The organism is Corynebacterium sp. UBA4397 (assembly GCF_002390965.1).
Lineage (GTDB): Bacteria > Actinomycetota > Actinomycetes > Mycobacteriales > Mycobacteriaceae > Corynebacterium > Corynebacterium flavescens.
Genome location: NZ_DGRD01000025.1, coordinates 46,523 through 60,606 on the forward strand (window position 1 = coordinate 46,523; position 14,084 = coordinate 60,606).

Consider the following 14,084-nt stretch of genomic DNA (forward strand, 5'->3'; position numbering starts at 1 on the left):
AGAGTGGCAGGTAGGTACCGGGCGAGTATCAGACGTTTAGCGGAAAGGAACCTCACCCAAGGTTCGGCGCAGCTTGCGCGTGCGCAGCCGCTCCGGATTCTCCGCCAACTGTTCCATCGCGCGTACCGCACACATGACGTGGGCTTCTTTGGAGTTGGAGTAGAATGCTTGGGCTTGGGCGGGCAGCTTCGGCACCGCATGCAAGGGTAAATCCGAGACCGAAAGCAGTGTTCCATAGGGAATGCGATAACGATAACCGTTGGCAGCCAAAGTGCAGGATTCCATGTCCACTGCCACCGCCGTCGAATGCTGGAGCCAACCCCAAAGGTCACGGTTGGTGCGCCACTCCCAATTGCGATCATCGGTGGAAAGCACTGTGCCCGTGCGCATCAGCGGATTGTCACTGCCATAGACCTCGTCCACAGAGGCTTCCAGCATCCGCTGAATCTCCGGGATAGCCGGAATGGGATTCCCCGTGGCCACCCGGTTATCGAGAATATGATCCTCACGCTGATAGGCGTTGCCCAAGATGAGGTCACCGATGCGCATGCGCCCATCCAGGCCTGCACAGTGCCCGATCATGATCCAAGCCTCGGGGCGCAAGACCGCTAGGCAATCCGTGATCGTCTTGGCATTAGAGGGGCCGATGCCAATATTGATCATGGTGATTCCATCCCCTACATCGGTGATGAGATCGAAACGTGGCATCTGGAAACGGGACGTTAAAGTGAGCTCATCAATATCGAGCGCCACCGCATCGTTGGGATGAATGGTCTCCCCAGTGGGCAAGACTAGCGCCTTATACCGAGAGTCTTCCTTCGTTAGCTCGCGCAGCCCGAAGGATACAAACTCGGTGGTATGCATGGCGTAGTTGGTGAAGAGGATGTACTTTTGCACCGAGTCCACCTCAATGCCGGTGTAATGCTCGATGCGCGCGCAAGCAATATCAAAGCGCTGGGGCCCAAAGGGAAAGAGGGGCTTTTCCTCTCCGTGGAATGCCTCCCATTCCCCGTCAATGATCGCGTCATTGACCTCATCGAGAGTGGGGCGCGGAATCTCGGCTGCCTTATCCCCTGCTCTACGCGCCTCGGAGGCATCACCCGAATCACGGATGTACTCAGGCGGGATTCGCTGATCCGAGTAGCCAACAAATATATCGCAATGGTAGTTGCCTGCCAGTCGCGCCAGCTGCTCGCGGAGATACGCCCGGATGAGGTGAGGTTTGGAAATAACCGCGCTATAACGCCCCGCCTCATCAACATAGCCGAAGGGCTCAGAACGATCGATTGGCGTCCACTCCCGGACCTCCACCGCAATCTTGGGATAGGTCACATAACGGTATTCCTCGTAATTTCCAGTGGACAACGCCTGTTTTGCCAAGAGGCACGAGGTGTCATAGAGCTCAATGAGGCGTTCGACGGCCTCATCCACAGAATGGACATGCTGCAGGTCAGTCATGCATACAAGTGTAGTTGCCGGACTGCGATTCAGCAGGGCGGCAGAAAGTAATTGATAGGGGCCCCACAGTAGGCCAAGGGGTGCCGCACATGCCGAGACACCCCTTATTGACGCACGCGAAAAGCGAGCGTCCGACCTTTTCTAGCGCAGCTCAGGAATGAGCAGATCACTCATCGCCGAACCGACCGCGGTGGGCAATTCTACGCCGAGAACCTTGGCAAAGGTCGCGGCCTCCTCGATCATCTCGCGGCGCCCGCCATCCTCCTCCGGCAGAAACGCCGGGCCTTTGGCAAAGAACACCGGCTGATTCCCCTGCGTGGGATGGTGACCGTGGTTCCCGAGGTAGCCACGGAAATCCTCGTCCTGGCGCCGAACGACGACGCGTCTGTCAAGGGCACCGCCCACGATAACGCCCGGCTCGGATTCCACGATCCAGCTAAACGGACCGTCGAGCCCGTAGAGCTCGCGTGCATCCGCTGCCGTGAGGATCTCGCGAATGCGATACTTCGGCTCCGCCACGATCTCATCCAAAAGGTCCTCGATCTCGCGCAGGCGCTGTGAACTGAGCCCTTCCTTCAAGAAGATCTGCCCAGATAGACCCGCACTATGCAGGTAAATATCCCAATCGAGGAGATTGTTTTCCTCATCGGTTTTCAAAAAGCCCCGATCCCGGAAAAGGATATTGAGGTTGGTGTGCTGGAGTGTTTCTAGCTGCCCGTGATCCGAAACAATGACGATATTGGTCTGCTCGGCATGACCTGAATCATCGAGTCCCGCGAAGAGAACGCCGAGACGCTCATCAACGGCCTCGAGTGCGGCATTGACGTGTGGCCCGGTTGGCCCATACTTGTGGCGCGCGCTGTCGAGCTCCACAAAGTGAATGAACATGACTTCCGGATGATCTTCACGCAATATATCCGCCCCCACTGCCGCCGCGAAGGGGCCGTGGTTGGTCTTCGGTTCCGTGATGATCTTGCCCTGATGCCGCTCAAAGAGCTCGAAGCCACGCTCCGAACACACCGAGTGCATCGTTGCCTGCAGTCCCCCGGTGGACTCAACATTTCCGATCTCCGGAATGATGATGTCGAAGGGCGCACCAGCCGTGACTGGCCATTGCACTGCAGCGACGCGACGTCCATCCTCATGCGCGGCATCCAAGATAGAAGGCACATTCAAGAATGAATAGTCCCAAAACCAATCTGGGTGATCGATGCCGGGTTGCATGAGCACGTTATTAAACACTCCGGACTGCGCCGGCGGGCAGCCGGTGAGCTGTGCCGAATGGGCCGGGTAAGTCAGCGTGGGATAAACCGAGCGGATCTGTGCTTGGGCACAGCCCTCGAGCACGCGCGCGAAGGAGGGAAGTGTTCGCGCATAGTTCGCGTCGACATCCTCCATCGCATCGACGGAGATGACTAGGAGGCGTTGCTCATTCACTGCTGTACCTCGGTGATGGTATCAGCGTACTTCTTCATGTTCTCTTCCAACGCGGTCTGGAGCTTCTTGACCTCGCCTGCGGGATCCGCGTTATCGCCATAAACGGCCGCCATTGCCTCGTCGATCTTCTCAACGGGCGCCTCCCACCAGGTGATGGTGTCAGCGGTCTGTGCATTGGGAACCTGGTCGAGCGCGGTCTTGTAGTTCGGATCCTCGGCGACGAGCTTCTTAACAATGTCGGTGTCACGAGCAGCGTTCACGATAGGAAGGTAGCCGGTCTCTTGGTGCCACTGTGCGGATTTCTCAGGCTGAGCCAAGAAACGGAAGAGTTCAGCACAGGCATCCTGACGTTCTTGGGACTCCGACTTCACAATGGACAGGCCGGAACCGCCGGTGGGAACCTTGGGGCCGGCAGTGTCTTTGCCCAACATAAAGGCGGTACCAATCTCGAACTCCGCAGTCTTCTTTGCTCCTGCGAGCGAGGCAGTAGAGCCGTGGCAGGCTGCAGCAATTCCGGTAGTGAAATCAGTGAAACCGGACTTCGCCATGTAGCCGAAGTGGTCGGTGTGGATGAACTTGCGCTTCCAGTCGAGCCACTCAGTCATCGGCCCCTCGTCGACAGTGATGGTGGTATCGCGGGAGAAGTTGCCGCCCCAGGCCCAGATGTGGGACTGGCCGTACCACTGGTCACCGTTGCTGAAGGCGAAGGCGCTTAGCGGGTTTCCGCCGGCATCGAGACGCAGCAGGTCCGGAGCCATCTCTGCGTACTCGTACCAGGTCTTCGGCCCCTCTTCAGGAAGGCCTGCCTCGCGGAAGCGATCCTTGTTGTAGTAGAACAGCGGGGTCGAGCGAGCGAAAGGCACCACGTAGGTTTGGTCCCCGACCTGGCCCTCTCCGACGTAGTTCTCCATGTAGACGTCGAGAGACCAGGAATCATCGAAGTAACCGTCAAGCGGTGCCAAAGCATCGGCCTCCCAGTACTGGAGCCAACGGTGCTCGGGGAAGCATACGATGTCCGGTACCTTGCGAGCGCGCAGTGCAGCAGTGAACTTTTGATAGAGATCGTTGTAGCTGCCTTGGGATTGAGCTGCCGCGTAGATGTCGCTCTGGGACTTGTTGAACTCGTCGAAAAGCTTCGTTACCGCGTCGAAGTTGACGCCGGTAAAAGGTGCCCAGAACACGATGGGGGTGCGATCCTTATACTCCGCAGGGATTTCGACCGGAGCCTGCTGGAAATCGGCGCGTAAGCTACTGCCCTCGGCGGCGTCTGCGCCCTTCGAGCCTTCACTGGAGACGCCCACGCAGGCGCTCAAGCCGAGGCCGGCAGCGCCAAGGCCCATAGCTGCGAGTATGGAACGACGGCTCAAAATGAGATCACGGTGGTTATGCATGATGAAAATGTGCTTCTTTCTTGAATCTTGAATGATGGGAGTACATGAGAGGTGAAAGGCTTAGCCCTTGAGTGCACCGGCGCTGATGCCGCCGATGATGCGCTTCTGTGCGAGGAAGAACACGATGAGCATCGGTGCGGAGACGATGACGGCACCAGCCATCACCGAACCCCAGTTGGTATAGCCTTCTTGGCTCTGCAGGAACTTCAGCCCGATTGGCAGGGTGCGCATCTCCACCGTGCTGGTGACGATGAGGGGCCAGACATAGCTGTTCCACTTACCCATAAAGACAATGAGTGAGGCCGTGATGACCATCGGAGAGCTCATCGGCAGCACGATCGAAAACAGGCGGCGCAAGTGGCCGGCACCGTCGATGCGGGCGGAATCGATCAGTTCCTTCGGTACCTGCTGCATCTGCTGATGCAGGAGGAACATCACAAAAGCGGTACCAATGCCGGGCAAGATTAAACCCTGATAAGTGTTGAGCCAATCCAGCTTGGCAATGGTGATGTAGTTGACCAGCAAGGTCACGTGACCGGGAAGCATCATCGAACCCAAGAGAATGACGAAAAGCGTGCCTTTAAACGGCGCGCGGATGAACGCGAAAGCATAGGCACAGAAGATGGCGAGGGTGACTTCTAGGACGGTACCGATGGTGCTGGTGATCACCGAGTTAAGGAAGAAGCGGCCAAAGGGCGCTGTGGTCCATGCATCGACGAAGCCCTGCCACGAGATGGAGCTGGGAATCCAAGAGATGGGCCAGGAATAGATTTCTGATTCCGGCTTCACCGCGGAACTAAACATCCAGTACAGCGGAATGAAAAACGCCAGCATAGTCAGCACGAGGAGTGCGTAGAGAACAACCATGACCGCGATGTTCGGTGCCGACAACTTCTTGTTCTTAGCCACGGAGCTGCCGAGAGCAGGGCTCGATCCCGCAAGTGAACGCTTTACCTGAGGCTGCAGCGCGTTAGGGGTGCTGAGAGTCATGATTAATCCACGCTCCTTTTGACGTATCGCATCTGGAAGGCGGTGAGTGCCATGAGGATCAAGAACAGAACCATGGATTGTGCAGCTGAGGAACCGATATCAAAGTTGTGGAAGGCCTCTTCATAAATTGACCACGTCAAGGTGGTTGAGGAGTCACCCGGGCCGCCCTCCGTGAGGGTGGCAATGATGTCGAAGGCCTGAGCACTGTCGATGATCCCGGTTATGAGCAGGAAGAAAGTCACCGGACGCAGGAGCGGAATGGTCATGTTGGTAAAAAGCTTCCACCCCTCCGCCCCGTCGACCGCCGCTGCCTCGTACAAGGGCTTGGGAAGGTCGATGATGGCGGTGTAGTAGATGATTGCCACAAACCCAATCTGCTGCCAGGAATAGGCGATGATGATGGCCCACAGCGACCACGTAGACGTTGAGGTCCACTGCGGGGAGGCCTCACCAAAGAGGCCGAATGCCCAGCGGCTAAGACCGTAATTAGGATCGAACATGAACAACCACAAGATGCCGACGACGGCGCCGGGAATCATGTGCGGGGCGAAGGTTAAGGTACGCGCCATTCCGCTAAACCGGAGCTTCTTAGCCAACAACAAGCCGATACCTAGTCCGCCGACCAAGGTGCCCACCACAGTGAACAGCGAGAAGATCAGGGTGTTAGCAAGGATTTTGGGGAACTCGGGGTTAGTGAATAGGTCGACGTAGTTCTGCAATCCCACCCACGTCATAGTGGGTTGAACAAAGTCCCACTCTACGAGGCTGAAGAACGCGTTATAGATGGTGGGCCAATAGGAAAAGATAAGGATGACGGCGAGGTTGGGAAGTACGAAAAGGAAGAAAGCGAGGCTTTCTTTCCAGCTGTACTTCTGCTTCCTCTGCCTCCGCTTGGGAGACTTCGCGCGCGCCTGCGGGGGTTGCGCGAGCGGATCCCGTGGTGGTGCGGTGATGGACATACGGAAATTCTCTTTCAAAGAGGGGGTTAGAAAGGACACGAGAGGCAAGGACACAAGGGGTTCCTGCAACGAGGTTCCCTCGGCGATTTATGGCTGCTAATACAGCACTTCTCGTGGGCCGTAGAACACCATATAACCGCTCTAGATGCTCCGCTTGGCGTGCAAGGGATTGTTCATCAACCCTTTGCCTAGGCATGCGAGATGGCAGTTTCTATTCATCTGGCAATCTTTTGCGCCCCTTGGATCTCGCCGCGATTTTGCCCGGCGTTAACCTCCGGTATCGCGTTTGACACCGCCACACAACGACTCTCTACTCAAAGCCTCTCGGCACTCATGCAAGGCTTCGCACAAGAGATCCACGAAGCCTGGGGATTTCATGATTTGTACGGCTTCCATAGGAGAGATCACAAAAGCGGCAAGGGCCATACACAATGAGAAATGGACCTTGCCGCCGAGGCGTTGGCTAACTTCTAAACAGCAGCAACGTAGATGTTGTTTGAAAGGCGCTCACCCGTGGATGCGTCAAAGAAGTGCAGGTGATTTTCGTTGAGTTCCACTGGAACGAGATCCCCAACCTCAGGGTGCTGGCGGCCATTGGTGCGGACGGTCAGCTGAATGGGATCTGAGTTGGGGGTGACCTTGGCGGTGCCATAGATATAGGCCTCAGAACCGAGAACTTCCACCGCAGTAACTTCCATGTCAAAGTAAGAAGTGTCACGGCCGGCGCTGATGGAAAGATCCTCCGGACGCACGCCCACGGTGATCTTCTTTAGTCCCTCAATCCCCTGCAGCTCCTCAGGCAAACGCACCGTATTGCGCCCCAGAAAGATTCCCTCCTCGTAGACCGGCGCATCAAAAAGGCTCATAGAAGGCGACCCGATGAACCCCGCCACGAAGGTATTGGCCGGGTTATCGTAAAGCTCCGCGGGGCTGGCTACCTGCTGGAGCACTCCATCCTTCAGCACGGCAACGCGGTCCCCCATGGTCATCGCCTCAGTTTGATCGTGGGTGACATAGACCGTGGTCACCCCGAGCTGCTTGGTTAGACGCGAGACTTCAGCGCGCATCTGCACACGTAGCCGGGCATCGAGGTTAGACAGCGGCTCATCCATGAGGAAGGCCTTTGGCTCACGAACTACTGCTCGGCCCATGGCAACGCGCTGGCGCTGACCGCCGGAGAGCTCCTTGGGTTTGCGCTCCAAGAGCTCATCGAGGCCGAGCAGGCGGGCTGCTTCTTCCGCCTTCTTGCGGCGCTCCTGCTTGCTGACTCCGGCGATCTTCAGCCCGAACTCAAGGTTCTCCGCAACGGTCATGTGCGGGTAGAGAGCGTAGTTCTGGAAGACCATCGCAATATCGCGGTCTTTGGGTGAGACGCCGGTGACGTCTTGGCCGTCAATGCTGATGTTTCCCTCGGTGACATCCTCCAGCCCGGCGAGCATACGCAAGGTAGTGGATTTTCCGCAACCAGAAGGGCCGACAAGGACGAGGAACTCTCCGTCCGCGATATCGAGGTTGAGATCGGAGACTGCGGAACGGTCCGCACCTGGATAGTCACAAAAAACATTGTGGAAGCTGATTGCTGCCATGAGGAAACTCCTTGCAAGTGATGTTGGGGATGCGATAAGCAACCGGCAGGTACGTGCCGGACGATCCGAGTGCGCTTAAAACCGCAACGCTTGCGGGGCACCTGTGACAACATAGCGGCGCGCGGTGAACCCAGAGGGGCGCTGACATAGCTTGCTGATGAACTCGACGTTTCATTCAGTAGCGCGGTCTAAATCAGGGTGAGGGGGCTAAGGTGCAGGAAGTGTGTCTAGATCTTCCTCTTTACGCTGGTGAGCGTGCGTAAATCCCGGATTTATATTCCCTGTTGGAATATAAACGCCCTTTATGCGGTCAATACCGCGCTTTAGGCCAAGAGCATGCTAGTAGCTACGAGTTCCTGTTCTTTGTTCCAAAAGCCAGCCTCTATGCCGCGTGTGTAAAGGGAAAATTAAACAGGACGCTGTCCAAGGAGGCAACTAGATGGCGCTGCAAAACAACACATTCTGAGCATTAGCCCGCACAACGTGTCTAAGATACAGAAATAATGAAAGCCCGCTAGCTGCACACTAGCGGGCTCTCTCCCCATGACTAATCTTCGGTGCTTAGCGGAGAAGTGGAGCGCATCTCCCCCCAAACAACGACCCGTGATTAGGCAAGCCTTAGTTTATAAACCTTTTGGTTGATGGTCAACCCCTCGGGCCAATCTCTTTTAATCTTGCTTTAAAAAAGATCCCACAACAGGCACCTAGCAGCAACAACAGGTAGGATGGCGGCGATGCCAACTGATCCGATCGCGGAACTCCGCGCCACTATCTCCGAACAACTGGGCCGATTTTGGCGCGCCGACCCCAGCGAAGATGCTTCCAACGACACGGAAGTAACTGCTCCCCCGGCAGTTGATTCCCCGCGCATCGGCATAGTCTCCCCGGCGCCGCCGAGTCGCCTCCGCGAGGATGTGGCCGCCGAAATCGCTGGCCGGCTGCGGCAAGAGCGGCGTGGCTTTGGGGATCTCCTCCACCAGAATAGTGACGAAACCCCTGGTGAGGCAGCCCTCGGAATAGCCACGGCGGCGAGCCTCCCCCTAGGCGCGCGCTTCAAACCGCGCGGCATCTTCGAGGATGATTGGGCAGCCCGCCCCAGCAAGGAGCGCCCATGGCCGGTCATCTTGATCCACGGAACCTGCGATACCAAGGGGATCTGGGAGATTCTCGGCATCCAGCTTCGCGCCGATGGCTGGGCGGTCTTCGCCCCTGACTACGGCAACCGTGCCACGCAACCCCTCCCGCAATCTTCGCAGCAGCTCGGCGCTTATATCGAGGCGGTACTTGAGGTCACTGGCGCCGAGAAAGCGATTCTCATCGGCCACTCCCAAGGTGGCCTGCTGGCTCGCTATTGGATGCGCATAGACGGCGGTGCGGATCACGTGCGCCACCTTATCTGCATCAGCTCCCCGAACCACGGGACCACCCAAGGCGGCATCGCCAGCCGGCTCGTGCGAGGACCACGCCAAGAATCGGTGATGCGCTCGATCATCGACAGCTGGTTCGGTCCGGCTGGAATGGAGCAGATTGTCGGCAGCGAGACCCTGCTCGCAGTCAACCGGGACGGAGACTTGGAACCAGGCGTGAGCTATACCTGCATAGCAACCCGCAGCGATGCCGTGGTCGTGCCCCCTGAGACCTGCTTTCTTGATCCACGCCATGCGCCCGAAGGCACGGTACGCAATATCTACGTCCAGGACTTCGACCGCCGAGCAGTGGTCTTGCACGAAGACATGCCCATGGACAAGCGGGTACATGCCATCGTGCGCACGCTGCTCGAGCAGATCAACTAACTCCCTGGACATAACAGCGCAACCCTAAAGCCTCAACTCATCAATAATGGCGTCGAAAGCCGGGCCCAGCTGCGTGCGCCACAAGGTATCGACGCGTTCATCGCCACGGCCCGGGCCACCGTTGATGACGGAGACCCTCTTGCCAGCCTTGCGGGCATTGAGAAGGAAGCGCAGGCCACTCATCACGGCCAGGGAAGAACCGGCCACGAGCAGCGAGTCCGAGTCCTCCAGGAGCTTGTCGGCGGCCTGTTTCACGGGGGCTGGGACCGATTCGCCGAAGTAGACCACGTTGGGCTTGAGCAATACCGAGCCGCAATTCCTACAGCCCACCATGTTGAAGCGGGCGACGTCAGCGGCACTGAGCGTGACATCGCCGTCTGGATTAACCTCTTGGGAGGCCACGATGACGCTGTCGGCGTAGCCGGGATTCGCCGCCGCAAGCCGCGCGTCGAATACACCGCGCTCCTCGCGGTAGCCGCAGTTGAGGCAAACGATTTCCTCCATGTCACCGTGGACAGCGATAAGATTGCGCGTTCGGGCTTGTTTATGCAGGCCGTCGACGTTTTGGGTAACCACACCGCTTATTAGCCCGGCGCGCTCCAGCTCAACGAGGGCGAAGTGGCTACGGTTGGGACGCGCCTGCCGCATGACCCGCCAGCCCAGGAAGCTGCGCGCCCAGTAGCGGTGCGAGGCCGCCGGATCGTGGAGAAACTCCTGGTAGGTCATCGGGCGGTGCCTGCTGAGGCTACCGTTGGGGCCGCGGTAATCGGGAACCCCAGAATCGGTCGAGATGCCTGCCCCGGTGAGCACCATGACCCCGCCGCGGCGCAGTTGCTGGGTCACTTCCTGCAAGGCCTGCGCGCTGGGGGTGTGCGGGGCAGTCTCTTTAACTACGCGCGCGATCGAACGCAGCGCGGATTGGTGGGCATGATCTACTGCCGCATCCTCGAAAACCATGTCCCCCAGTCTAATCACGCTGGGGTGAAACCCTAGTCCGGCAGTTTCTCCTCATAGAGCCACTCGGAATCGAGTTCACCGTGCCGAGAGCATTGCGCCAGCCAGCCATCGGGGCGCACCTGAACCATCATGCGCCGCCCGCACAGCTGGCAGTAGCGCGGCACGTCTAAACCGGCGGCGGCCGCCGGGTGCAGGTGCGTGACTTCCCCGAAGGGCTCGCCTGTATTGGGGTGGAAGATTGGGGTCTCCCCCGCCAGGACGGCGGCGGCCAGCTCGGTGGATGAGCTCGTGCGCATTAGAGCGCCTTGATCGGCAGATCGATGCGCCCCAGCATGTCGACGTCCTTTTCAATCTGGCGGCCCAGGGTGGTCAGGTAGTTGCCGGCGATGATGGCGTTGATGCCACCGAGCAGGCCCTTTTCCGTTCCGTCGTCACCGAGGGAGAGCTCTCGGCCGCCGGCGAAGCGCAGGGTGGTACGCGGCATCGCCAAGCGGAAGGCCGCCACGGCGCGCAGCCCCTCGCCGAGGGGAACCAAGGGACGATCCGCGAAGGGGGTGCCAGGCCGCGGGTCGAGGAAGTTCATCGGCACCTCACAGGGGTCAATTTCCGCGAGCTGTGCGGCGAATTCGGCGCGCTGCTCCACGGATTCACCCATGCCGATGATGCCGCCGCAGCAGACCTCCATGCCCACGGCGCGGACGTGGTCGAGGGTGTCCTTGCGCTCCTCCCAGCTGTGGGTGGTCACAACGTTAGGGAAGAAGGAGCGGGAGGTCTCCAGGTTGTGGTTGTAGCGCTGGGCACCCATGTCTTTGAGGCGCTGCGCCTGCTCGCGGGTGAGCGTGCCCAGGGAACAGGAGATCTCGATGTCTACCGCATCGTTGATGGCGGCAATGGCCTCACCCACCTGGTCAAGGAGGTTATCATCGGGGGACTTCACGGCGGCGACGATGCAGAACTCGGTGGCGCCAGTCTTGGCGGTCTTCTGCGCCGCCTCGACTAGCTCGGCGATGTTGAGGCGCACGGCGCGGACCGGGGATTGGAAGAGTCCGGATTGGGAACAGAAGTGGCAATCTTCCGGGCAGCCGCCGGTCTTGATGGAGATGATTCCCTCCACGGAGACATCAGGCCCGCACCACTTGAGGCGGGTTTGGTGGGCAACGTCGGCGATTTCTTCCAGCTGCTCATCGGGCACGCGCAGTACCTGGAGGATCTCTTCCTCGTTGAGGCCGATGCCCTGCTCGAGGGTCTTGGTCCGGGCGATATCTATAATGCTCATGAAAAGCACCATACTTGAACAGCGTTCAGGTTTGGTTAAAGGCTCGCATATCCGCCAAGAGTATTACCCTTAGCCACCATGAACCTTTATGAAGAAACCCTAGAACTCCTGCAGGAACTCATCCGCAACGCCTGCGTCAATGATCTCACCCCCGACTCGGGCAACGAGGTCCGCAACGCCGACACCCTCGAGCGCTTCTTCGCCGATACCCCAGTCAAGATCCAGCGCTTCGAATCCCACCCCACCCGCGTCTCCATCGCCTTTACCGTCCCCGGGGATCCCTCCAAGGAGCCACTGACATTGCTCGGCCACACGGATGTTGTGCCTATCGACGCCCCCAAGTGGAGCAAACCCCCCTTCGAGGCGCTCATTGAGGATGGAAAAATCTACGGCCGTGGCGCCGTAGACATGCTCTTTATCACCGCCTCAATGGCCGCAGTGACCAAGAAGGTGGCCCAGGAGGGTAACCCCGGCGGCGAGCTGACCTTTGTGGGCATGGCCGATGAGGAGGCGCGCGGCGGACTCGGCGGCAAGTGGCTCGTGGAGAACCACCCTGACGCCTTCTCTTGGAAGAACTGCCTCTCCGAGACGGGCGGGAGTCACCTGCCGGGCGCCATCGCCTTCAACGTCGGGGAAAAGGGCGCTGGCCAGCGCCGCCTGCACGTCCACGGCGACGCCGGGCACGGCTCCACACCCTACGGGAAGGACTTCGCCATCGTCAAGATAGGCGAGGTGGCCCGCCGCATCGCCGCCGCCGAGCCCCCGGCGGTATCCAACGAGGTCTGGGAAGGTTTCGTCCGCACCTTCGGCTTCGACTCGGCCACTGAGGCCGCGCTTATCGATGGCACTGGGGACTACAGCGCCTTCGGCTCCCTGGCAGCCTACGCCCATGCCTTTAGCCACACCACCATCGCGGAGACGGTCCTGCGTGCCGGCAACGCCATCAACGTGCTTCCCTCCCATGCTTACCTCGAGATGGACATTCGCCCCTTCCCTGGTCAAACCCAGGATGACCTCGATGATTTCCTGCGCACAGCTTTAGGTGATCTCGCCGATGAGGTGGAGATCGAGCACCTCATCACTGAGGACGCCACCCAATCCTCCACCGATACCGCCCTGTGGCATGCCATCGAAGCCACCGCCAAGGAATTCTTCCCCGACAAGGATGTCCTCCCCGTCCTAGCCACCGGCGGCTCCGATCTGCGTTTTGCCCGCCGGCTGGGTGGCAACGCCTATGGCTTTGCCCTGCACGCCGCTAACCGCGATATGGCCAGCGCCAATTCGCAGCTACACAGCCACGACGAGCACCTCTACCTCGAGGACCTCGAGCTCACCGTGCGCGGCTACGACAGCCTGGTGCACCGCTTCCTTTCCGCCTAAGCCACACGCGGAACAGATCTAGAGCTCAAAGTAGATGCCGGCGTGCAGCCCACAGCCAGGATTGAATCCGTGCCCACAGGCGGGGCAGGCTGGGCGGGCCAAGCGGGAGGTGGCAGCAGAATACTCGTGATAGTTCATGGTGTGTCCGCAGGCTCCGCACATCGCGGCAGGAACGTCTAGCGGCATAGGGCCGAAGGGATGATCAGCTATCTCCGCGTGACACAACGAGCACGCGAACCACTTATTGCAGGTGGCGCACCTGTTCGCCACCACGTCCACCGCGGAATGCCAATGCGCGCAGCGGCCCTCACCGTCGATGGCTCCAACGATGACGTCGACGGTAGAGCCCACGCTCTCGGCGGCGGTGGTGCCTTGCATATCGTTCACATCGATCCTCGCCACTGTGGCCACCATCCTAGCCATTTTCTACAGCCTTATCCCCGGCATACCGAGTCTGAGAGCCGCTTAGCTGACCTCCCACGTTTTGCGAGCAGGCCCAAGGTGAGCCCGAAGTAAAGTTTTGCCAGTCAGCATGACGGATGGAAGTTGATAGGAGAGGACGCGGGACTTTTCACACTATCAGTGAAAACATGTTTACATGAGTGGTTCAGTAATTAGCCTGCGTATTGATGACGAGCAAAAACTCCGTCTCGATAGATTGTCCCAGCGCACAGGGCGACCGGGATCATTTTATCTCCGTGAGGCGCTCGGTGCACACCTTGACCAACTTGAGTATGTGTATCTGTTGGAAGAAGAAGCTGCCGAGATTCGCCGAGGCGAGGTAGAGACGGCGTCGCTGGAGCAGCTGGAGAATGAGTGTGGACTGGGAGATTAGGTTTTCTCCCCGCGCAGCAAAG

General features: G+C 59.0%; 13 protein-coding genes. 3 read left to right on the forward strand and 10 right to left on the reverse strand.

Features of this window, described 5'->3' with window-relative positions; genetic code table 11:
* Nucleotides 1-36: 36 nt before the first annotated feature.
* From amn to B2696_RS05535, 6 genes are all read right to left on the reverse strand, one after another.
* Nucleotides 37-1,458, reverse strand: coding sequence for an AMP nucleosidase (amn, locus tag B2696_RS05510; RefSeq protein WP_286954337.1), 1,422 nt, complete (start codon nucleotides 1,456-1,458; stop codon nucleotides 37-39).
* Nucleotides 1,459-1,599: 141 nt separating this feature from the next.
* Nucleotides 1,600-2,895, reverse strand: a complete 1,296-nt coding sequence (locus tag B2696_RS05515; RefSeq protein WP_286954338.1) for an alkaline phosphatase family protein — start codon at nucleotides 2,893-2,895, stop codon at nucleotides 1,600-1,602.
* The gene (locus B2696_RS05520; protein WP_286954339.1) at nucleotides 2,892-4,286 is read right to left on the reverse strand and encodes an ABC transporter substrate-binding protein; all 1,395 of its coding nucleotides are present in this window, start codon (nucleotides 4,284-4,286) and stop codon (nucleotides 2,892-2,894) included. The genes B2696_RS05515 and B2696_RS05520 overlap by 4 nt, the downstream gene beginning before the upstream one ends.
* 60 nt (nucleotides 4,287-4,346) lie before the next feature.
* A complete protein-coding gene (locus tag B2696_RS05525; protein WP_286954340.1) occupies nucleotides 4,347-5,276 on the reverse strand; it encodes a carbohydrate ABC transporter permease in 930 nt (309 codons plus the stop codon).
* Between the two features lie 2 nt (nucleotides 5,277-5,278).
* A complete protein-coding gene (locus B2696_RS05530) occupies nucleotides 5,279-6,235 on the reverse strand; it encodes a carbohydrate ABC transporter permease (protein ID WP_276623385.1) in 957 nt (318 codons plus the stop codon).
* Nucleotides 6,236-6,705: 470 nt separating this feature from the next.
* Entirely contained in the window at nucleotides 6,706-7,821 is a 1,116-nt protein-coding gene (locus tag B2696_RS05535; protein WP_286954341.1) for an ABC transporter ATP-binding protein, read from the reverse strand.
* Nucleotides 7,822-8,555: 734 nt separating this feature from the next.
* Here B2696_RS05535 and B2696_RS05540 point away from each other — a divergent pair.
* Nucleotides 8,556-9,614 carry an alpha/beta fold hydrolase gene (locus tag B2696_RS05540; protein ID WP_084559095.1) on the forward strand — a complete coding sequence of 353 codons (1,059 nt, stop codon included), beginning with the start codon at nucleotides 8,556-8,558 and terminating at the stop codon, nucleotides 9,612-9,614.
* Between the two features lie 24 nt (nucleotides 9,615-9,638).
* On the opposite strand, the gene B2696_RS05545 is transcribed toward B2696_RS05540, so the two are convergent.
* Genes B2696_RS05545 through bioB form a run of 3 tightly spaced genes read right to left on the reverse strand, consistent with a single transcriptional unit; the run spans nucleotide 9,639 to nucleotide 11,847 of the window.
* On the reverse strand, nucleotides 9,639-10,571 hold the full coding sequence (locus B2696_RS05545; protein ID WP_286954342.1) for a Sir2 family NAD-dependent protein deacetylase: 933 nt from the start codon (nucleotides 10,569-10,571) through the stop codon (nucleotides 9,639-9,641).
* 32 nt (nucleotides 10,572-10,603) lie between these two features.
* Nucleotides 10,604-10,867, reverse strand: coding sequence for a hypothetical protein (locus tag B2696_RS05550; RefSeq protein WP_075728867.1), 264 nt, complete (start codon nucleotides 10,865-10,867; stop codon nucleotides 10,604-10,606).
* A complete protein-coding gene (gene bioB, locus B2696_RS05555; protein ID WP_276623382.1) occupies nucleotides 10,867-11,847 on the reverse strand; it encodes a biotin synthase BioB in 981 nt (326 codons plus the stop codon). Before bioB ends, B2696_RS05550 begins: the two co-directional genes overlap by 1 nt.
* A 78-nt stretch (nucleotides 11,848-11,925) precedes the next feature.
* On the opposite strand from bioB, the gene B2696_RS05560 reads away from it, so the two are divergent.
* Nucleotides 11,926-13,227 (forward strand): M20/M25/M40 family metallo-hydrolase, encoded by a 1,302-nt coding sequence (locus B2696_RS05560; RefSeq protein ID WP_286954343.1) that lies wholly within the window; start codon nucleotides 11,926-11,928, stop codon nucleotides 13,225-13,227.
* Nucleotides 13,228-13,245: 18 nt separating this feature from the next.
* Here B2696_RS05560 and B2696_RS05565 read toward each other — a convergent pair whose 3' ends face one another.
* Nucleotides 13,246-13,605 carry a CHY zinc finger protein gene (locus tag B2696_RS05565; protein ID WP_286954356.1) on the reverse strand — a complete coding sequence of 120 codons (360 nt, stop codon included), beginning with the start codon at nucleotides 13,603-13,605 and terminating at the stop codon, nucleotides 13,246-13,248.
* Between the two features lie 220 nt (nucleotides 13,606-13,825).
* Between B2696_RS05565 and relB the strand changes: the two genes are divergently transcribed.
* Entirely contained in the window at nucleotides 13,826-14,062 is a 237-nt protein-coding gene (relB, locus tag B2696_RS05570; RefSeq protein ID WP_286954344.1) for a type II toxin-antitoxin system RelB family antitoxin, read from the forward strand.
* The last annotated feature ends 22 nt before the right edge of the window (nucleotides 14,063-14,084 follow it).

Coding starts and splice junctions, on each gene's coding strand:
- amn (WP_286954337.1), bottom strand. CDS start 1,458: ATGACTGACCTGCAGCATGTCCATTCTGTGGATGAGGCCGTCGAACGC.
- B2696_RS05530 (WP_276623385.1), bottom strand. CDS start 6,235: ATGTCCATCACCGCACCACCACGGGATCCGCTCGCGCAACCCCCGCAG.
- relB (WP_286954344.1), top strand. CDS start 13,826: ATGAGTGGTTCAGTAATTAGCCTGCGTATTGATGACGAGCAAAAACTC.
- B2696_RS05560 (WP_286954343.1), top strand. CDS start 11,926: ATGAACCTTTATGAAGAAACCCTAGAACTCCTGCAGGAACTCATCCGC.
- B2696_RS05550 (WP_075728867.1), bottom strand. CDS start 10,867: ATGCGCACGAGCTCATCCACCGAGCTGGCCGCCGCCGTCCTGGCGGGG.
- B2696_RS05525 (WP_286954340.1), bottom strand. CDS start 5,276: ATGACTCTCAGCACCCCTAACGCGCTGCAGCCTCAGGTAAAGCGTTCA.
- B2696_RS05535 (WP_286954341.1), bottom strand. CDS start 7,821: ATGGCAGCAATCAGCTTCCACAATGTTTTTTGTGACTATCCAGGTGCG.
- B2696_RS05565 (WP_286954356.1), bottom strand. CDS start 13,605: ATGCAAGGCACCACCGCCGCCGAGAGCGTGGGCTCTACCGTCGACGTC.
- B2696_RS05520 (WP_286954339.1), bottom strand. CDS start 4,286: ATGCATAACCACCGTGATCTCATTTTGAGCCGTCGTTCCATACTCGCA.
- B2696_RS05540 (WP_084559095.1), top strand. CDS start 8,556: ATGCCAACTGATCCGATCGCGGAACTCCGCGCCACTATCTCCGAACAA.
- B2696_RS05545 (WP_286954342.1), bottom strand. CDS start 10,571: ATGGTTTTCGAGGATGCGGCAGTAGATCATGCCCACCAATCCGCGCTG.
- bioB (WP_276623382.1), bottom strand. CDS start 11,847: ATGAGCATTATAGATATCGCCCGGACCAAGACCCTCGAGCAGGGCATC.